This window comes from Bacillus sp. FSL K6-1005, from assembly GCF_038000225.1.
Taxonomy (GTDB): domain Bacteria; phylum Bacillota; class Bacilli; order Bacillales; family Bacillaceae; genus Bacillus; species Bacillus mojavensis.
The window spans coordinates 2,293,812-2,312,474 of sequence record NZ_JBBOBP010000001.1; the positions used below are offsets into that span (position 1 = coordinate 2,293,812).

At 45.6% G+C, this 18,663-nt stretch carries 22 protein-coding genes, 1 pseudogene and 1 riboswitch; of the genes and pseudogenes, 14 read left to right on the forward strand and 9 right to left on the reverse strand.

All coding sequences use genetic code 11. From position 1 onward, the window contains the following. Positions 1-10: 10 nt before the first annotated feature. Both NST16_RS12115 and NST16_RS12120 read left to right on the forward strand, forming a co-directional pair. Positions 11-163 (forward strand): hypothetical protein, encoded by a 153-nt coding sequence (locus NST16_RS12115; RefSeq protein ID WP_010329347.1) that lies wholly within the window; start codon positions 11-13, stop codon positions 161-163. Continuing rightward, positions 163-360: a DUF3813 domain-containing protein gene (locus NST16_RS12120; protein WP_003224518.1), complete on the forward strand. Its 198-nt coding sequence runs from the start codon at positions 163-165 to the stop codon at positions 358-360. Before NST16_RS12115 ends, NST16_RS12120 begins: the two co-directional genes overlap by 1 nt. A gap of 30 nt (positions 361-390) precedes the next feature. Here the strand turns inward: NST16_RS12120 and NST16_RS12125 are convergent, their stop codons facing one another. Both NST16_RS12125 and NST16_RS12130 read right to left on the reverse strand, forming a co-directional pair. Further along, positions 391-846, reverse strand: a complete 456-nt coding sequence (locus NST16_RS12125) for a BsuPI-related putative proteinase inhibitor (protein WP_326201716.1) — start codon at positions 844-846, stop codon at positions 391-393. 18 nt (positions 847-864) lie between these two features. Beyond that, positions 865-1,707 (reverse strand): YitT family protein, encoded by an 843-nt coding sequence (locus NST16_RS12130; RefSeq protein ID WP_010333712.1) that lies wholly within the window; start codon positions 1,705-1,707, stop codon positions 865-867. 138 nt (positions 1,708-1,845) lie between these two features. On the opposite strand from NST16_RS12130, the gene NST16_RS12135 reads away from it, so the two are divergent. Beyond that, positions 1,846-2,700 (forward strand): DegV family protein, encoded by an 855-nt coding sequence (locus NST16_RS12135; protein WP_340886921.1) that lies wholly within the window; start codon positions 1,846-1,848, stop codon positions 2,698-2,700. Positions 2,701-2,742: 42 nt separating this feature from the next. On the opposite strand, the gene NST16_RS12140 is transcribed toward NST16_RS12135, so the two are convergent. The 4 genes from NST16_RS12140 to NST16_RS12155 form a co-directional block, all read right to left on the reverse strand. Next, positions 2,743-4,365: a M4 family metallopeptidase gene (locus tag NST16_RS12140; RefSeq protein ID WP_340886924.1), complete on the reverse strand. Its 1,623-nt coding sequence runs from the start codon at positions 4,363-4,365 to the stop codon at positions 2,743-2,745. Positions 4,366-4,499: 134 nt separating this feature from the next. Continuing rightward, positions 4,500-4,793 (reverse strand): DUF3784 domain-containing protein, encoded by a 294-nt coding sequence (locus NST16_RS12145; protein WP_010333709.1) that lies wholly within the window; start codon positions 4,791-4,793, stop codon positions 4,500-4,502. A gap of 19 nt (positions 4,794-4,812) precedes the next feature. After that, positions 4,813-5,400: an HAAS signaling domain-containing protein gene (locus NST16_RS12150; RefSeq protein ID WP_340886928.1), complete on the reverse strand. Its 588-nt coding sequence runs from the start codon at positions 5,398-5,400 to the stop codon at positions 4,813-4,815. Further along, positions 5,397-5,744: a PadR family transcriptional regulator gene (locus NST16_RS12155; RefSeq protein WP_010333707.1), complete on the reverse strand. Its 348-nt coding sequence runs from the start codon at positions 5,742-5,744 to the stop codon at positions 5,397-5,399. Before NST16_RS12155 ends, NST16_RS12150 begins: the two co-directional genes overlap by 4 nt. 181 nt (positions 5,745-5,925) lie before the next feature. Between NST16_RS12155 and NST16_RS12160 the strand changes: the two genes are divergently transcribed. From NST16_RS12160 to NST16_RS12170, 3 genes are read left to right on the forward strand one after another with little or no spacing between them, the layout of a single operon-like run. Continuing rightward, positions 5,926-6,462 carry an SdpA family antimicrobial peptide system protein gene (locus NST16_RS12160; protein ID WP_229147813.1) on the forward strand — a complete coding sequence of 179 codons (537 nt, stop codon included), beginning with the start codon at positions 5,926-5,928 and terminating at the stop codon, positions 6,460-6,462. Beyond that, entirely contained in the window at positions 6,447-7,382 is a 936-nt protein-coding gene (locus NST16_RS12165; RefSeq protein WP_010333705.1) for a sporulation-delaying protein SdpB family protein, read from the forward strand. The genes NST16_RS12160 and NST16_RS12165 overlap by 16 nt, the downstream gene beginning before the upstream one ends. Then, a complete protein-coding gene (locus NST16_RS12170) occupies positions 7,379-7,963 on the forward strand; it encodes a sporulation delaying protein family toxin (RefSeq protein WP_268447694.1) in 585 nt (194 codons plus the stop codon). The genes NST16_RS12165 and NST16_RS12170 overlap by 4 nt, the downstream gene beginning before the upstream one ends. Before the next feature lie 55 nt (positions 7,964-8,018). Here the strand turns inward: NST16_RS12170 and NST16_RS12175 are convergent. Next, a pseudogene (locus NST16_RS12175) lies at positions 8,019-8,917 on the reverse strand (CvfB family protein). Between the two features lie 98 nt (positions 8,918-9,015). Between NST16_RS12175 and NST16_RS12180 the strand changes: the two are divergent. The 7 genes from NST16_RS12180 (at position 9,016) to NST16_RS12210 (ending at position 16,273) form a co-directional block, all read left to right on the forward strand. Next, the gene (locus NST16_RS12180; protein ID WP_340886938.1) at positions 9,016-9,507 is read left to right on the forward strand and encodes a YajQ family cyclic di-GMP-binding protein; all 492 of its coding nucleotides are present in this window, start codon (positions 9,016-9,018) and stop codon (positions 9,505-9,507) included. A 107-nt stretch (positions 9,508-9,614) separates the two neighbouring features. Then, a riboswitch (SAM riboswitch) is annotated at positions 9,615-9,733 on the forward strand. 90 nt (positions 9,734-9,823) lie between these two features. Continuing rightward, the gene (locus NST16_RS12185) at positions 9,824-11,662 is read left to right on the forward strand and encodes a bifunctional homocysteine S-methyltransferase/methylenetetrahydrofolate reductase (RefSeq protein WP_340886941.1); all 1,839 of its coding nucleotides are present in this window, start codon (positions 9,824-9,826) and stop codon (positions 11,660-11,662) included. A gap of 98 nt (positions 11,663-11,760) precedes the next feature. Continuing rightward, positions 11,761-12,210, forward strand: coding sequence for a GNAT family N-acetyltransferase (locus NST16_RS12190; protein WP_268446738.1), 450 nt, complete (start codon positions 11,761-11,763; stop codon positions 12,208-12,210). 4 nt (positions 12,211-12,214) lie between these two features. Continuing rightward, positions 12,215-13,066 carry a GNAT family N-acetyltransferase gene (locus NST16_RS12195; RefSeq protein ID WP_268446737.1) on the forward strand — a complete coding sequence of 284 codons (852 nt, stop codon included), beginning with the start codon at positions 12,215-12,217 and terminating at the stop codon, positions 13,064-13,066. Positions 13,067-13,155: 89 nt separating this feature from the next. Then, positions 13,156-14,424, forward strand: a complete 1,269-nt coding sequence (locus tag NST16_RS12200; protein WP_340886944.1) for an MFS transporter — start codon at positions 13,156-13,158, stop codon at positions 14,422-14,424. A gap of 8 nt (positions 14,425-14,432) precedes the next feature. Continuing rightward, the gene (locus NST16_RS12205) at positions 14,433-15,548 is read left to right on the forward strand and encodes a mandelate racemase/muconate lactonizing enzyme family protein (protein ID WP_340886947.1); all 1,116 of its coding nucleotides are present in this window, start codon (positions 14,433-14,435) and stop codon (positions 15,546-15,548) included. Between the two features lie 95 nt (positions 15,549-15,643). Beyond that, positions 15,644-16,273, forward strand: a complete 630-nt coding sequence (locus NST16_RS12210) for a YitT family protein (RefSeq protein ID WP_010333695.1) — start codon at positions 15,644-15,646, stop codon at positions 16,271-16,273. 45 nt (positions 16,274-16,318) lie between these two features. Here the strand turns inward: NST16_RS12210 and NST16_RS12215 are convergent, their stop codons facing one another. Next, positions 16,319-17,077 (reverse strand): phosphosulfolactate synthase, encoded by a 759-nt coding sequence (locus tag NST16_RS12215; RefSeq protein WP_340886953.1) that lies wholly within the window; start codon positions 17,075-17,077, stop codon positions 16,319-16,321. Beyond that, positions 17,074-17,757 (reverse strand): 2-phosphosulfolactate phosphatase, encoded by a 684-nt coding sequence (locus tag NST16_RS12220; RefSeq protein WP_340886957.1) that lies wholly within the window; start codon positions 17,755-17,757, stop codon positions 17,074-17,076. The genes NST16_RS12215 and NST16_RS12220 overlap by 4 nt, the downstream gene beginning before the upstream one ends. Before the next feature lie 190 nt (positions 17,758-17,947). Between NST16_RS12220 and NST16_RS12225 the strand changes: the two genes are divergently transcribed. Next, entirely contained in the window at positions 17,948-18,658 is a 711-nt protein-coding gene (locus NST16_RS12225) for a phosphoadenylyl-sulfate reductase (RefSeq protein WP_339180702.1), read from the forward strand. Positions 18,659-18,663: the final 5 nt, after the last annotated feature.

Sequence of the window (18,663 nt, forward strand, 5' to 3'; positions counted from 1 at the left end):
CAGTCTCACAATGGGTAAACGAAGCAAATCTAGAAGGTTTATTCACCAGGGTAAAGACTCCATCGGGCAACACGCCGCAAGATTTCCATATCGGTCTACTTTAGAAGAAGCTCACCAGCATGCCGCGGCACGAGACTCGGCTGAAAGGCAGTATGAATATTAATGAGAAACGAACTGTTTCAGCAGGCGAAATCATTTGTTCAACAGGCTGTCATGGTGACAAACGGCTTTGAGGAAGGCGATCAGGAGCAAGCGATTCTGAGGGCCAAAAATGCTGTGTCTTCTGCGTATGCCAATTCGACAGATGCGGAACGTCAACAGCTTCATCAATTTCAAGATCAACTGGATAAATTGCAATAAAAAAAGGCTATGGCGAATCGCCATAGCCTCTTATTTGACTTCAAATTGCTGAACAGCCTGAACCTGCTTGAGATTTTCCGCTTTGCCCTTAAATGTTACCTTCACCTCGTAAGTTCCCGGCTCAGGGACTTCCTTCCACTCATCAGTGAAATCATAGGTTTCTCCCGGTTCAAGCGTCAGGTTTTGAAAAGCCTGTGTAAACATTTTGTCTTTTGAATAACGGTATCTTTCTTTGTGATCTGAATCGTACACGACAAGTTCAAATTTTTGTCCCGTGCTGAATTGAAACTCCACACTGCGTTCGCCTTGGTTCTTCAGTGACATGTTAAACTTGATTTGTTCAGGCTCCTGAATTGCGTCAACAGATAAAACAACCTCTTGATTCTCCATTCCGCCTGATACCTCCTTATCGGGTTCTGTCCGCTCATGTTTCCCGCAGCCCATTAAAAGCACCACAGGCAAGAGCATCACAAGCAGCCGTTTCACGACTTCCACCTGCTTTCGTCAGTCTTTTCTAAAGAAACCAAAAATCCCGGTCGTTTGGACAATGTTTGTAAATGCTTTCGGGTCCACTTCTTTTACGATTTTTTCTAAATCGTACAATTCATACCTCGTGATGACGATAATCATCATTTCTTTCGGCTCGTTTGTAAAAGCGCCTTTGGCTGGGACAGTCGTTATGCCCCGCACCATTTTTCCATAAATGGCTTCTTTAATTTCGTCCGCTTTTTTCGTCACAATCATCGCTGTCAGTTTCATATGCCGGGTATGAATCGCGTCGATCACCCTCGTTGTCACATACAAAGTAACAAGGGTATATAAAGCTTTCTCCCAACCTTGCAATAATCCTGCCGTCAGAATGATAATCCCGTTCAGAATAAAGAAATACGTGCCGACGGGTTTATCCTTCCACTTGGCCAGTACCATAGCGACGATATCAAGACCGCCTGTCGAAGCGCCGTACTTTAATGTTAAACCGATGCCGACCGCGGAAATTACGCCGCCGAATACCGCGTTCAGCAGGATGTCATGAGACAGTCTCATTTCCGGCAGGATTCCCATAAACAACGTGGTCAGTGCGACACTCAAAATGCTGTACACCGTAAACGATCTTCCGACCTTCAGCCACCCTAAAATACCGACCGGAATATTTAAGAGGAACAAGAGCGTTCCCGTCGATATGTAGAAGGGGGCATATTGGTCAACGACGCTTGATAAAAGCTGGGCGACACCCGTAAATCCGCTGGCATATACATCTGCTGGAATCAGAAATAAGTTCAGCCCGGCCGCATTGAGTAAAGCCCCGATGATGACGATGAGTAATTTTTTTGTTTGATCTAGTACCATGGCATGTTCCTCCGCTCATTCTTCTTTATTATGTTTTCCCTTAAAACAAATATTTGAACACGATTTTGAGTAATTAATATGATATAGTTGGCTTAAATCACATGATAACGAGCGATAAATGGAAAGAAGGGAAGCAAAATGACAGTTCACCTCATTGCTGACAGCGCGGCTGATCTGCCTCGTTCTTATTTTGAGGAAAACGGCCTTGGCTTTATCCCGCTTAGAGTTTCTCTCGGCGACAAAGAATATGAAGATGCAGTCACGATCCATGCGGAACAAATATTTGAAGCGATGCAAAATGGGGAAGCGCCCAAGACGTCCCAAGCCTCACCGCAAACCATTAAAAATGTATTTTTGCAATATGCCGAAACAGGAGAGCCCGCTCTTTACATTGCTTTTTCCTCAGGGCTCTCCGGCACCTATCAGACAGCCGTCATGATCGCCAATGAAGTGAAGGAAGAATTCCCCGATTTTGATTTGCGGGTGATTGATTCCAAATGCGCTTCATTAGGCTACGGTCTGGCCGTCCGGCATGCACGCGAACTCTGTATCAACGGAAATACAATACAAGAAATCGAAACGTCTGTAAAGAACTTTTGCGCACAGCTTGAGCACATTTTTACAGTCGATGATTTAACGTACCTCGCCCGGGGCGGCCGAATTTCAAAAACGTCCGCTTTTGTCGGCGGTCTGCTCAATATTAAACCACTGCTTCATATGGAGGACGGCAAGCTTGTGCCGCTTGAAAAAATCCGCGGACAGAAAAAGCTGCTCAAACGGATTATCGAATTAATGAAAGATCGAGGAGACAATTGGAGCGATCAAACCGTCGGAATCAGCTATGCCGCTAACGAAGGAACAGCCAATGAAATGAAACAATTGATCGAAGACACCCTCAAGCCGAAAGACATCATCATGCACTCCATCGGTTCTGCTGTCGGATCCCATTCCGGACCCGGCACACTGGCGATATTTTTTCTGGGAAGGTCATAAAAAAACAGCCAGGCTGAAAATGCCCTGGCTGTTTTTTCATTTTTATTGGATTCCGACTGCGTCATATGCCTTTTCGACAGAAGCTGATTGCTTCGAGCCTTCACCGTATAAATCTTTGGCAGCTTCGATTGCCGCTTGCCTCATCATGCTGAAGTCTGAAGAAGGCGTGACGTAATATGTCAAAGCCCGATAATAAATTTGCTCACAAGCTTCACGCCCGATCCCCTCTACCCGCACATCATGGTGCACGCCGCCTTCCGCGAGAAGATATGCCGCTTTATTGTGGATCGACGAATTGATATGCACCCCGCCGTAATCCTCTGTGCCCGTATAACGGTTTGAATAATGATCCGGATTCCCCTGCTTGGAAGGGTCCTCTAACGAACGTAAAGCATCCCCGCGTACATCCGGCGTATATACATCCTCGCCGATTTCCCAGTCATCCCGGTCTGTCATCGCCGCCATAATATCAGAAATGGATTCGTTTAACGCGCCGGGTTCTCCCTGATATAAAAGACCGGCGGAATACTGGGTGACCGCGTGTGTCATTTCATGCGCCACAATGTCGAGCGATCCGGAAAGCGGCTTAAACTTTGCGCCGTCACCATCCCCGTACACCATCTGCACACCGTTCCACGCCGCATTGTTCCACTGTTTTCCCACATGTACGGTAGACGTAATTCTTGCTCCGTTTTGATCGAAGGAATGGCGGCCAAACGTGCGGCTGTAATAGTCGTAAACCGTTTGCGCGTTTGCATGGGCATCTACAGCCGCCGGGTCTTTAAATACGGACGTGCCACTGACCACTTCTTTGCCTGTATACCCGATCAATTGAGACAAAAGGGTAAATAAGGTTTCGTTCAGGTTCTTTGCGTCAAAAGTATTTATCCCTTTTCCCCTTGTTTCATCAGCCAAATAATAACGCCCATTCTGTTCAGTTACTTCAAAGCTTTTTTCTTCGCCTGATACGCCAATTCCTGTACCTGCTGCTTCATGAATGGCATTGAAAGAATCAATGACCTTTCCGCTTTTGGCATGAATGAAATAATGCCAATATCCAGGCTCAGGTTCAGACGTCGAAAGTCTTACAAGGTAGGCAAGATCATATGCGCCTTCGTGCGGATAAATATATAATTCAGCTTTTGGTTCCCCGTCAACATACTCGATTTTTCCAATAAATGCCTCAAGCGCACGGCGCGCTGTATGTATGGCTTTTTTCTTGGATACAGACGGTGTGGCAGATATGTCATTTAGTTGCGGATGCACCTTCCCGAAGAAACTTTTCACTTGTTTGTTCTCCTTCATCGCGACCGCCTGTCCAAAGCCGTAAACAGGAATTCCTTTATACACTTCCTCTAATTTAAAAAATGTTTGTTCTGTCTTTGGATCCTTTATGGTTTTCGAAATGCGAAAATGGCTGTTCGCATTTCCTTTGAGCTTAAAATGCGTTTGGTGCTTGTCCAGATATGAAAATAGCGCTTCTTTCTGCGTTAGGTTTTGAGCTGGCTGCCATGATGGCTGTGATTTTTCGATGATGTATGAAGGGGTTTGATACGTATGGTCGTATTTGATGCTTTGATCTGCTGAGGCATTTGATGCAAAAACACATTGAGCCGCCGTGCATAAGCCGGCCATGAACAGAGATGTCTTGAATAGTGTAGGCAAAACACCACATCCTTCCTGATTTGGAACTTATTTTTCGTTCATCCTAACAAAAAAACCGAAACTTGTATGTGGTGCTTCGTTCCTATTTTCAGGAAAAAGAAAGAAGGACAGAGATTCGCTCCGTCCTTCAGCTCCTATTCTACCAGTTTTTTATTCACATAAATAATAACCCCTGCACCATATGCCAAAATAAGCGGCGGAATCAGCTGCTCCTGGCCTTGAAATGAGATAAAGCTGTTCAGCAGAATGAACAAACCGGAATTCAAGAAAAAATAGCCTGCTATTCTGGCCAGCCGATCCTTATCCCGGATACGTGCCTCATTAAACCCCGCCAGCATCCACGTCTGTTTTTTGATCCCGACCAAATAAGCTACCACAAAGAATAAAAGCGAAATGACAATTAATAGATAATTGATGCTGATTTCCATATTACAGCCTCCTACAACATTACTTGACGTTCAAATAAAGAAAAAAAGCGGCACAGCTAACCACAATCAGCAGAAGGACGACGAATGCATTGATGAGCGGCTGCATAAGAAGCAGAACAGCCAAAAACAGCAGATACGCCGCACCGATCCTGGAAATCGTGACAATCTCATGTTGAGATCGCATTTTGTTTTTTCTTACACCCGCAAACATCATTACCTTCTTCCGCTTCCATACATAGCCTGCGAGCACCGCCAAATAAAGAGCCAATGGCACATATCTGTATGAGTGCGGCAGCAGCGGCAGGAGTATGATTACAGCAATAAGAAAGACCGAAAGTCCGCTTTTTCCTAACACAGAACCCCTCCGTTTCTGTTCCTCCCCTTCACCCATCATCGCTTCGGCAAGCTCTTTCGGATGAGAAAACTCAGTTTCGACAGCTTCCCGCAGATCCTCCACACTATGGCCCGCATTCATTCTGTCTTGTACAAAAGCGGTTAAATGGCCCTTCAATTCGGCTATCGTGTTTTCTCTCTCTACTTCAGGCATATTCGCCAGCTCAGCGTTTAGTTCCTCCGTATAGCGGTCAATGATGTGCTGTGCATTCATAGCAAATCCCCCGATAAGGACAATAAAGCTTGATGGGTTTCCAGGTATTTCTCCAGCCGTTCTTTTAACATCTCTTCTCCTTTTTGCGTCATTTTGTAGTACTTCCTTTTCGGGCCGTCCAAAGAATCTTGCCAAAAAAATTCGACCCAGTCCTTCTCCGTCATCCGTTTTAAAATCGGATATATCGCACCCTCCGAAATAGCCAGTGCCGGAGTTGTTTTTAAGGACGATGTCAATTCATAACCATACATCGGCTTTGAGCGCAGCAGGGATAAAATGGCCAGCTCGAAAATTCCTTTGCGAAATTGAACAATCCAGCGGTCGTTAATTTGATTCGTTTTCATGGTTTAAATATATCGAAAAAACCACTATATATCAATGACATATAGCAGTGAAAAATGTCCTGTTTTTTCATTTAACAAAAATGGAATTTCTCCTACTTTCTAACCTTTTTATTACAAAAATGTTTTTATATGATGAAAAGTAAGAAAAGTGAATTTCGTCAGTTTAAAAAGGAGCAGTCGAATGCAGAAATCGATATCATTTTTTATCATTTTTTCGGTCCTCTGGGGGTCTTTATTTCTGTTTTCAATCATTGGCAGCTTAGGGACAACCCCGATTCCGCTGACAAAGGACTCCAAATTTCTCATGTCCAGCGTCATTCCTCAGGGCTGGGGCTTTTTCAGCAAAAACCCCCGTGATACCGCCATCGGCTTATATGAGGATGGAAATGCCACCGCCAAGGTCAGATGGCCCAATATGAGGGCTGATAACCTATTCGGCCTGTATCGTTATGGGCGATCGCAGGGTGTAGAAATGGGTGTTATCTACAGCCAAGTCGGCAAGGAACAGTGGACAGAATGTAAAGAAACGGACCTGAGTGCCTGCAAAAGCAAAGCCAAAACCGTTCAGCTGCAAACACCGGCACCCCGCCCGCTGCTTTGCGGCAGCTATTATTTAACGAAAGAGGATATCGTTCCGTGGAGTTATTCTAAATATACCGCTTCGTCTTATCAGATAAAAAGCATAGTCAAGGTTGTGATCTCATGCTCGAAAACATAAAACAGACCATCACCGGATGGGACGAGAGAAACCCGTGGACAAATGTATACGGACTCGCGCGAAGCATCATTGCTTTATCCAGCCTGCTGACGCTGCTCGTCAATCATCCGAGCCTCATTATGAAGCCCGCCAGCGGAATTAGCAGTTATCCTGCTTGTAAAATGAATCTCAGTCTCTTTTGCCTCGGCGAAAATAACTATATGATGTTAAATCTGGTCAGATGGATCTGCATTGCCATTCTGGTGCTTGTTGTGATCGGGTGGCGCCCTAGAATCACCGGGATTCTTCATTGGTATGTCAGTTACAGCCTCCAGTCGTCGTTAATTGTCATCGACGGAGGCGAGCAGGCGGCCGCAGTTATGACATTTTTGCTCATTCCTATCACGCTGACCGATCCGAGAAAATGGCATTGGAGCGGAAGGCCTGATGATGCAGAGGGCCAAAGAACAATTGGAAAAATCACAGCATTTATTTCTTATTTTGTCATCAGGCTCCAAGTGGCAGTGCTTTATTTTCACTCTACTGTCGCTAAGCTGTCTCAGCAGGAATGGGTGGACGGTACAGCCGTCTATTATTTCGCCCAGGAAAAAACCATCGGCTTTAACGGCTTTTTTCAGGCATTAACGAAGCCGTTTGTGACTAGTCCGTTTGTGGTGATTCCGACATGGGGGACGCTTCTCGTCCAGATTGTCATCTTTGCGGCACTGTTCGCGCCGAAGAAGCATTGGAGATTGATTTTAATCATCGCTGTTTTTATGCATGAGATATTCGCGGTTATGCTGGGTTTAATCAGCTTTTCAATCATCATGGCCGGCATTTTGATATTGTATCTCACTCCAATTGATTCCACGTTTCAATTTACATATATTCGCAGACTGAAGTGGAATAAAAAAGAAAAGAAGGGAGAGGTTTCAGTTTGAAAAAGGCGTTTCTCGTATTTTTGTCGGTTGTATTGGTGACGACAGTGTTTATGGTGAAGCAGCAGGAAAGTGTAGCACAGGCAAAGCAGCTTGAGTATTCGGGTGAAGAGATTTTTAAAGGGTTTGTGTTCGCTCAGGGTGAAGTGGGCAAACAGCTTCCAGAGGTATTTAATAAAGCCATGACTGACAAACTCAACACAAAACAGGCAAAGGCTTTTGCCAATCAGGTTGTTGCTGATATTAAAAAAGAGGATGCTGACTTTTTTAACAATCTGAAGAAAGCTGTTTACAGCAAAGATGCAATGAAGGTGGATGAACTGCTGAAAAAAGCGGGTCAAATCGTTGAAGAAAAAGTAGAAGCTGCAAAGGAAATTGCCGCTTCCAAGGATGATACGTCCAGAGTTCAAGCTGAGCTCGTCAACACGGTCGAAACCGCTAACTATTTCTATTATGTTTCTTATGTTGCAGCAGCCGGTGCGCTGATTCTTGTCATTCTTGCCATTGATATTACTCCGATCGCAATTTCAGACAATGTGGATCGCGAAATGGCAATCAGAACGCTGGTTGATGAATTAAATTAGAAAATAAAAAACGGCTCGCTCCGCAGTTCTGCTGCAGGCGAGCCATTTTCATGCGCTATTTTTTCTCGTATGTCCAGCCGTCTTCCTGATACACTTTTCCGTTTTTCATTAAGTGGCCGAGCGCCCGTTTAAAGGCGGCCTTGCTCATGTTAAAACGTTCTTTGATATCATCAGGCTGGCTTTTGTCGCTGTACGGCATGGCGCCGTTTCTCGTTCTTATATACGTAAGAATATACTCGGCATCAACAGACAGCGCATCCTGCTTTCTCGGAAGTAGCGACATATTCACTGAGCCGTCTTCCTTCACTTGAATCACTCGTCCTGTCACTCTTGAACCGAGTCTTGGCTCTTCTTTTCTTTCTGATGAATGAATAAAACCGCGGATTCCGTCATCCGTAATGATGAACGATCCTGAAGCGATCAGCCTGTACACCGTTCCGGTCAGCTCTTTATTCATCAGGTCGTCTGAAGCGTCCGTAAACAGCTCGCTGATGATATCCTCCGGTGCGGGTTTGGCAAACATGCGCCCCCGATTCGTCACCTTCAGCATACAGTAGAGCTTATCCCCTTTTTGCGGCCAAACATCTTCATACGGCGGCAGATGCTCTGTTGCGACAAGCGCGTCTTTCGAGAGGCCGACATCGACGAATACGCCCATATCCTCTACCATGTCCACTACCTCTACCCAACCGTATTCATCCGCGCTGATGCCCGGAATTTTCATCGTTGCTGCGAGCCGTTCCTGCTGGTCAACGTATATAAAGACCTCTACCTCATCTCTGTCTTCTATATCCTCTGTCACTTCACTGTTATGTAAGAGAATCGTATCTTCTCCATCGGTTAAAAAGTAACCGAAGTCAGTTTCGTGATCTATACTCAAGGTTAACTGCTGCCCTGGTCTCATGCTATCGTCCTTCCTCTTCCCGCTGATTTCACTGCGGATCTTGTTAACATTTTTTCCAATCTTCACAAATTGATTCTTTGTTCTGTTGGAAGTTTCTCTTTATTCTACTATAATCAACACATAAGTTAAATGTTATGGAGGTTTTCATATGGCAAAAGAAAGTTCTTTTGATATTGTATCCAAGGTGGAGCTCCCTGAGGTGCAAAACGCGATTCAAATCGCACTGAAGGAAATCAGCACACGCTATGACTTCAAAGGGAGCAAAAGTGACATTTCATTAGATAAAGAAGAGCTTGTTCTTATTTCCGATGATGAATTTAAATTAAGCCAGCTCAAGGATGTGCTTGTCAGCAAATTGATTAAGCGCAACGTGCCGACAAAAAATATTGATTACGCCAAAATTGAGAATGCGTCCGGCGGCACCGTGCGCCAGCGTGCAAAGCTCGTTCAAGGGATTGACAAAGACAACGCAAAAAAAATCAATACGATCATCAAAAACTCCGGACTGAAAGTGAAATCTCAGGTACAGGATGATCAAGTGCGTGTCACCGGAAAAAACAAGTATGATCTTCAGCAGGTTATCGCAGCAGTTCGAGGTGCTGATCTGCCAATTGACGTTCAATTTATAAATTTCAGATAAATTTTTCTGATTCCTATTGATTATTGTCTTTATTTTCGGTAAATTTGGAGAAAGGGAAAATGCCAGGCATCTTTTGGCAGCTCCTGAACATTAAAATTTCATATCCGTTCTTATCAAGAGAAGCAGAGGGACTGGCCCGACGAAGCTTCAGCAACCGGTGTAATGGCGCATTTGCCATGACCAAGGTGCTAAATCCAGCAAGCTCGAACAGCTTGGAAGATAAGAAGAGACAATATCACTGACAAAGTCTTCTTCTTAAGAGGACTTTTTTTATTTCTCTTTTTTCCTTGCTGAATGTGAATAAAGGAGGCAGACAATGGGACTTTTAGAAGATTTGAAGAAACAGGTGTTAATCGGTGACGGCGCAATGGGCACGCTGCTTTACTCCTACGGAATAGATAGATGCTTTGAGGAACTTAATATTTCTAAACCCGAGGAAATTCAGCGTATACATAAAGCTTATGTCGAGGCGGGAGCAAACATCATTCAAACCAACACGTACGGAGCGAATTATATTAAATTATCGAGGCACGGCCTTGAAGATGACATCAAAAAAATGAATCAGGAAGCAGTAAAAATTGCGCGGGCTTCCGCAGACGATGCGTATGTGCTCGGGACAATGGGAGGCATTCGCACGTTTAACAAAAACGCATACAGCCTTGACGAAATCAAACGAAGCTTTCGCGAACAGCTGTATTTACTGCTGCATGAAGAACCGGACGGGTTGTTGTTAGAAACGTATTATGATTTGGAAGAAGCCCGTGAAGTGCTGAAAATCGCCCGGAAAGAAACCGATCTTCCGATTATGCTGAATGTATCCATGCATGAGCAGGGTGTGCTTCAGGACGGAACGCCGCTTTCTGATGCGCTGCGCTCGATTGCGGATCTCGGTGCCGATATCGTCGGTATTAACTGCCGGCTCGGCCCTTACCACATGATTGAAGCGCTCAGTGAAGTGCCGATTTTTGATGACGTGTTTTTATCTGTCTACCCGAACAGCAGCCTCCCCTCTCTCGAAGAAGGGCGGCTCGTATATGAAACTGACGATACGTATTTTCAAAACAGCGCAGCTGAGTTCCGCAAGCAAGGCGCGCGGATTATCGGCGGCTGCTGCGGCACAACGCCAAACCACATCCGGGCCATGGCAGAGGCTGTGGGCGGGCTCGCTCCCATTACGGAAAAGCATGTAAAGGTTCGGGCAAAGGAATTGGTGACTGTCCAGCACGAACGGACAGAGCCGGGGTTGGATGAAATCGCTGCGAAAAAGCGCTCCATCATTGTTGAGCTGGACCCGCCGAAGAAATTGAGCTTTGACAAATTTCTGTCCGCCGCTGCTGAATTAAAAGAAGCGGGAATCGACGCCCTGACGCTCGCCGATAACTCACTGGCAACCCCGCGGATCAGCAATGTTGCCTGCGGCGCCCTTGTTAAGCAGCAGCTCGATATGCGGTCTCTAGTCCATCTTACATGCCGGGACCGAAACATTATCGGCCTCCAGTCACATCTAATGGGACTCGACACATTAGGGCTGCATGATGTGCTGGCGATTACCGGCGATCCTTCTAAAATCGGTGATTTCCCGGGTGCAACATCTGTCTATGACTTAACGTCCTTTGATTTAATCAGGCTGATTAAACAGTTCAATGAAGGGCTGTCTCTGTCCGGAAAACCGCTCGGAAAGAAAACCAATTTCTCAGTGGCAGCTGCTTTTAACCCAAACGTCCGCCATCTCGATAAAGCCGTAAAACGGCTGGAGAAAAAAATGGACTGCGGTGCTGATTATTTTATCTCACAGCCCGTCTATTCGGAGCAGCAGCTTGTCGATATTCATAATGAAACCAAGCATTTGAAGACTCCGATTTATATCGGCGTTATGCCGCTGACAAGCAGCCGGAACGCTGAGTTTATCCATAATGAAATTCCCGGCATCAAACTGTCCGATTCTATACGCGAAAAAATGGCGCGTGCCGGCGAAGATAAAGAGAAACAAAAGGCGGAAGGCCTTGCGATTGCACGCTCCCTGCTGGATACTGCATGCGAGCTGTTTAACGGCATCTATTTAATAACGCCTTTTCTCAGATCTGACTTAACCTCGGAACTTACTTCATACATTAAGCAAAAAGATGAACAGCGTCAGAATATTTATTTGCATTAACATCCCTTTCTAAGACTGTCCGAACCAATTGGGCAGTCTTTTTCAAACCCGATTCGTGTTACGATATAGAAAATAAATTACATTAGAGGAGGAACATCATGCTTGAAGTGAAAACCATTCCCGCAGAGGATACTTATGAAATTCGGAACCGCATTTTGCGTCCCCATCAATCAATTGAACAATGCAAATATGATCAGGATCATGCAGAAGGCTCCTTCCATCTCGGCGCTTTTTTTGAAGAAACACTGATCAGCATCGCTTCCTTTTCTCCCGAGAATCAGCCGCTATTGACCGATTCACCCGCATATCGGCTTAGAGGCATGGCAACGCTCGAAGAATACCGTGATCAAAAAGCCGGAAGCACACTGATCAAATACGCGGAGCAGAAGCTGGCCGATATGGGCGTGCAGGCGGTCTGGTGCAACGCAAGATACCATGTGAAAGGCTATTACGAAAAGCTTGGCTGGAAAGAACTTGGCGAGCCGTTTGAGATTTCCGGCATTGGCACCCATATTGTGATGTACAAAAAACCAGAAACAAGCAGGTGATGACATGCATTCAGCGTTTGAGCTGATTCAGCTTACAGAAAAACATGTACCCGGTCTATTGCGTCTCTCCCGGCAAGCCGGGTGGCCGGATTACGGCGAGCGAGAGCTGCTGTTGCTCGTAAAACACGGACGATTATTCGGGTATCAAAACAGCCAAGGAGACATCATCTCCTGTATCGGTTTGTTTTCTTATGGCCGACTTGCTTCTATTGGACTTGTTATCGTCGACAGCGAGTACAAACGGCGGGGCCTGGGGCGGCTGATGGTGAACGCGTGTATCAGTCAAGTCGATGAAAACACTGCTATCATGCTTTGCGCCACGAAGGAGGGTTTACCGCTTTATGAAAAATCCGGTTTTCAAACAGCAGGTTCAATCCGCAAATACAGCTGTCAAAGCTTCAATCCGATTACAAAGCAGCACGACATTGAACTGACATCTTTTACAGAGAAGGATTTACCGGAATTAACAGCGGCTGATCAAGCCGCCTTTGGCGGAGACAGAGCAACACTCCTGCATCAATTGATCTCTCAATCAGGGGAATGTATAATTGCGAGAAATATGGAAGGTGAATTCATTGGCTATGGCTTATCTGTACAAACACCGGCCAATCTGAAATTAGGCCCGATTATCGCTCCGTCACCGGGTCTCGCTGCCGGATTGATCAACAGGCTGGCCGCAGGAAAACAAGGACCGATGCGAATCGACGTGCCTGGTGACGCCGCACCGTTGCATGACAGCCTGGAAGCAATGGGATTTCACTTAGACGATGAACCTCCGCTTATGATGTACCAAAAAAAGACGCTGCCTGTACGAAACGGACAATTATTCGCTGTCATCTCACAAGCGCTCGGTTAACCCTTTTTTACCCGGACAGGAAGATTCTGTTCGGTTTTTTTAATGACTTCAGGGACACTCTAAGCAGAAGAAAAGGAGTGTGCTTTGAGATGGAAACATCAAAACAAAATAACGGAATGACGATTGTAGCTATCGGTTCAATCCCTTTAATATTAACCCTTGGAAACTCTATGCTTATTCCTATATTGCCAAAAATGAAATCTGAACTTCATTTATCCCAATTTCAAGTCAGTCTCGTGATCACGGTGTTTTCCCTGATTGCGGCGTTTGCGATTCCGATTGTCGGCTATCTCGCAGACCGGTTTTCACGAAAAATCATCATTATTCCCTGCTTATTTTTGTATGGAGCAGGCGGATTGCTGGCCGGGTTTGCGGCAGGTTTTTTTGACAATGCTTATCCGTGGGTCATGGCTGGCCGGGCTCTTCAGGGTATCGGAGCAGCCGGAACGGGACCGATTGCGATGGCGCTGTCAGCGGACCTATTTAAAGGCGCGCAGGAAAGCAAAGTGCTCGGCCTTGTTGAAGCGTCAAACGGGATGGGGAAAGTTCTATCGCCGATTATTGGCTCACTTATCGCTCTGATCGTTTGGTATGGCGCATTTTTTGCCTTTCCTGTGTTTTGTATCATTTCAATCGTGCTGACTTGGATTTTTATTAAAGAAAAGAAAAAAGAAGAAGAGCCGCCTCCTATCGGAAAATATGCAAAAGGGCTGTTAAGTGTATTTAAGCATGAAGGCAGATGGCTGTTTACCGCTTATTTAGCCGGGGCTACCTGTTTGTTTACCTTATTCGGCATTTTGTTTTACCTATCAGACGTACTGGAAAAAACATACGATACAGACGGCGTCAAAAAAGGACTGATTTTGGCGATTCCGCTTTTGGTTATGTGTGTGACATCTTATACGACGGGCAGCAAAATCGGACAAAAGCAATCGTTAATGAAAAAGCTGATCGTCATCGGTTTAGCGTTTATGACTGTGTCTTACGCGGCACTGTCATTCATTGAAAATCTCGTCCTGTTTATCAGCGTTCTCGTGCTGAGCAGTATCGGTTCGGGCCTTGTCCTTCCTTGTATTAACAGCTTTATCACAGGCGCTGTCGGCAAAGAAAGACGGGGTTTTGTGACATCGCTGTACGGATCAGTGCGTTTTCTCGGGGTGGCGATCGGGCCTCCTATTTTCGGGCGCTTGATGCAGTGGTCAAGACCCGGCATGTTTTTAAGCATTGCGGGCCTAACGCTGGTTGTCAGCATTCTTGTGCTGACGCTGATTCATGTCAAACAAAATAAAGAAGATACGAATGAAAAAGAAGAGCCTAAAATGAATGGCAATCGGCTGCAGCCGGCTGAGGAAAGGTAGCATCCGGTTTGAAAATCGAACGAATTGAGACCTTCCCGCTTCTTCACCGATTAGAGAAGCCTTACGGAGATGCAAACGGATTTAAACAATATCGGACATGCTATCTGATCAGAATTATCACAGAAAGCGGCATTGACGGCTGGGGAGAGTGCGTGGATTGGCTCCCGGCCCTGCATGTCGGTTTTACAAAACGAATTATTCCCTATCTCTTGGGTAAACAGGCAGGCAGCCGCCTGCCTTTAGTGCGCACGATTAAAAAATGGCATCAGCGGGCGGCATCGGCTGTGAGTATGGCACTGACGGAGATTGCTGCGAAAGCGGCAGGTTGTTCCGTATGCGACATGTGGGGCGGACGGTACAGAGAAGAACTCCCTGTATATGCCTCTTTCCAATCATATTCAGACCATCCTCAGTGGATCAGCAGCTCGCTTACGAATGTTGAAGCGCAATTGAAAAAGGGCTTCAATCAAATCAAAATCAAAATCGGCGGGACAACCTTTGAGGAAGATGTGCGGCATATCACTGCCCTGCAAAACACGGCCGGCTGTTCAGTTTCCATTATTTTGGACGCAAACCAAAGCTACGATACAGCCTCAGCTTTCAAATGGGAACGCCATTTTTCGAAATGGGACAATATCAGCTGGCTGGAAGAGCCTTTGCCTTTTGACCAGCCGCAGGATTACACTTTGCTGCGAAGCCGTTTATCCGTCCCTGTCGCCGGCGGAGAAAATATGAAAGGCGCGGCGCAATTTGCGCCTCTCCTCTCACAGGGCTGCTTGGATATTATTCAGCCTGACGTCATGCATGTCAATGGAATCGATGAGTTTCGCGACTGCCTCCAGCTCGCGCGTTATTTCGGTGTGAGAGCGTCTGCTCATGCCTATGACGGCGCTCTTTCCCGGCTTTATGCTTTATTTGCTCAGGCCTGCCTGCCTCCGTGGCCAAAAATGGAAAACGACCAAATTGAACCGATTGAGTGGGATGTAATGGAGAATCCTTTTACAGAACTGATCAGCCTTCAGCCTTCAAAAGGAATCGTGCACATCCCGAAAGGAACAGGGATCGGCAGAGAAATCAATATGGAGATCATCAATCGGTATATGTGGGATGGTTCAGCGTTTTAAGCTGTCCTATCCCTTTATTTATAGACATAAATCATGGACAGCCTCATAAAATGGTAACAGCGGACAAGTCTTTTCATAAAGGAGCAAATGACTTAATGGCTGAACTGCTGATGAAAGCAAAACTCACGTTTATGATTGTCACAGGCGGTGTATTACAGGGACTCGGCATGTCCTTATTTTTATTTCCGCATGATATTCCGACAGGCGGGGCGGCAGGTATTGCGGTCTTATTGCACCATTTGTTTCACATTCCCCACGGCTTCTCGGTATGGGCTGTGAATGTGTCGATGCTTTTTACTGCTTTAAAATGGCTGGAGATGAGAACATTCACCGGCACTCTCGCCTCGATTACCGTCACCTCTGTTTCGGTATTGATTTTTGATGTCATTTTTCCGGACATTACATCAAACCTGTGGCTTGATTTGGCAAGCGGCGCCGTTTTATTAGGACTCGGCATCGGACTTTTATACAAATATAAGATTTCTAACGGAGGATTTGGAGCTCTTGCTCTCATGATCTCAATTTACCGGGGCGGAAACCCGGGAACCATCTTGCTCATTATGAATTGCATCATTTTTATGATTACCGCATCAATTATTGCCTGGGGCATTGTGATTCAAGCTCTGATTTGCCAAGTGATCTCAACAAGAGTCATCGACTTCATCTATAACATCCGCCTGACCTCTCTTCCCATACTTACGCCTATGTACCGTCATAAAAAGTAATAGGCAAGAGGCTCTCCCGATACCGAGAGCCCCGCAGCCGCTGTTTTACAAATAAAAAGTATCGGATCTTAACCCCAAGCGCAAAGTCTCCAGAGCAATCGCATCGTGAAATGAGATATTCGCCAGATTGACATTCGGCCCGATCCTTTGAATGAACCCTTGCTGGAGCGTTTTGTTCGGTGCTTCAAATATCATTCGGCTGATATCAATATGTGACGAAATGATATCATCAACGATTTGAAACCGGACATCTCCGCTGCTGGAACAGATACCTCCTGTTCCGCTTTCCCTTGCTTCCGTAATCACTTTCTCTGCACCTGCCTCCATATCTTCAAGAATATACTCAAGCCATTCCTCAGAGCACTGGCAGTTTGACACTTCTTCATCCTTGCTGCCCACCTCGCTGAGCACAAGAAATTCATCAGAAAAATCAGCAATGTAAGCCGCTTTTTCTTTATTCGTCATCGGGAGAGTGCCGTTTGAGATCTCAATATATTCGCACCCGAAATAGGTGCAGTACCGATGAAATTCATTGACTTTATTCTGGCTTACATATTTCTCAAACAGTGTGCCGCCGAAGAAAAACTTCACGTCATGCTCTTTTAGGGAGCTGATTTTTTCTTCAAGGTCTTTTGTAAGTAATGAAGTGCCCCAGCCGAATTTCACAAAATCAATATAGTCGGACGCCGCGCCTATCACATCTTTGAAAAACAGCAAGGGGTAGCCGTTGTCGATTAAAATGGTCTGTCCGTTTTCTCTCGGTTTACTTGTTCTCACTGGCAATTCTAGTGAAAAATCATTCATATCATGACCCTCTCTATCGTTGGAACTTCTCTTTCTTGTTTTACTTTCATCACGAAATCGCCCGTTATTTCTTTTGTACAGTACGCAATGTCTTCCGGATCAAATAACGGCTGGCTGCTGTCAAAAAACTTCTCCGCAACGGATGAGGTTTTGATTCTTTCAATCACTTCGGCCGCCGCGCCATTCGTCCCTTCTATGATGCTTTTGATATATTCCGCACATGCCATATCATCATCACCTGACGGATGGGAAGCCACAATGTTCAGCACACAATCTTTTGCAGTGAGCTTTTTCACATATTCCGCTGTTGTTCTGGCATTAGAAAATCCGGTCACAAAAAGATGCTTGGCCTTCAGCGCTCCTAACGCCGCTGTGACGCCGTTTGTCGTTTTCTGAATCAGCCGCTTATCCACCATATCCTGCTCAGCCATACGCTTTGGGGAATTATCCAAATCAAACCCCTTGATTCCGACCCCCTTTTCCTCTCCTGTTAATACATAATCCGGATAGGTTTCTTTCAGCTTGAAGGCTTCCTCAGTTGTCCGGACCAAGAGAATTTCTTTCGCCCCGCCGATAAAAGCAAAATGGGCTACGGTAAAGGCTCGAATGACGTCAATAACGATAGTGATATCTGCCGGGGCAAGTGAATGATGATGCCCCTGATAAATGGTAATCGGCATAATACCTCTCCTTGGGCATAAAACCATTTTGCTAAAAAGCATATTCAGCTGGTCTCTTATTGGTTCCGCCGCGCCTCCGTCTCCTCATTTTAGGCGGCTACCGCACGAACCTTTATCTCAAAAGTGAATAGTCTGCCTATAACTCGATCAATAGATAAAAAACAGACAGATGCAAAACGGGGGGAAAATATTGAACGAACACATCACGTTTGACACATGGAACGAAACGCTGTCAAAAGAGATAATGGACCAATTGATCGATGAGCTCGATGTATTGAAATGGGCTTACAGGACATACGGGGATAAGATTGTGTATGCATGCAGCTTTGGCGCTGAAGGGATGGTGCTTCTCGACTTAATTTCAAAGATCAACAAACATGCGCACATCATCTTTTTAGATACAGGGCTCCATTTTCAGGAAACATATGAGCTGATCGAAGCCGTCAAACAAAGATACCCGGCATTTACGATCCAGCTGCTTGAACCTGAACTGAACTTAAAGGAACAAGCGGAGCAGTACGGCGATGAATTATGGAAACACAACCCAAATCTTTGCTGCCAATTACGGAAAATCGCACCTCTACAAAAACATTTATCGGGCATGACAGCTTGGATTTCAGGTCTGCGCCGGGAGCAGTCGCCGACGAGAAAGCATATTCAATTCATCAATCAGGATCAGAAATTTAAGCTTATTAAAATCTGTCCGCTCATTTACTGGACATGGGATGATGTTTGGACGTACATCCGGCTCCACAATTTGCCTTACAACAAACTGCACGATCAAAATTATCCGAGCATAGGCTGTGAAATGTGCACATTGCCTTCTTCAATCCCAAATGATGAGAGAGCGGGAAGATGGGCCGGACGCGAGAAAACTGAATGCGGTCTGCACCAGGATTGAAAGAA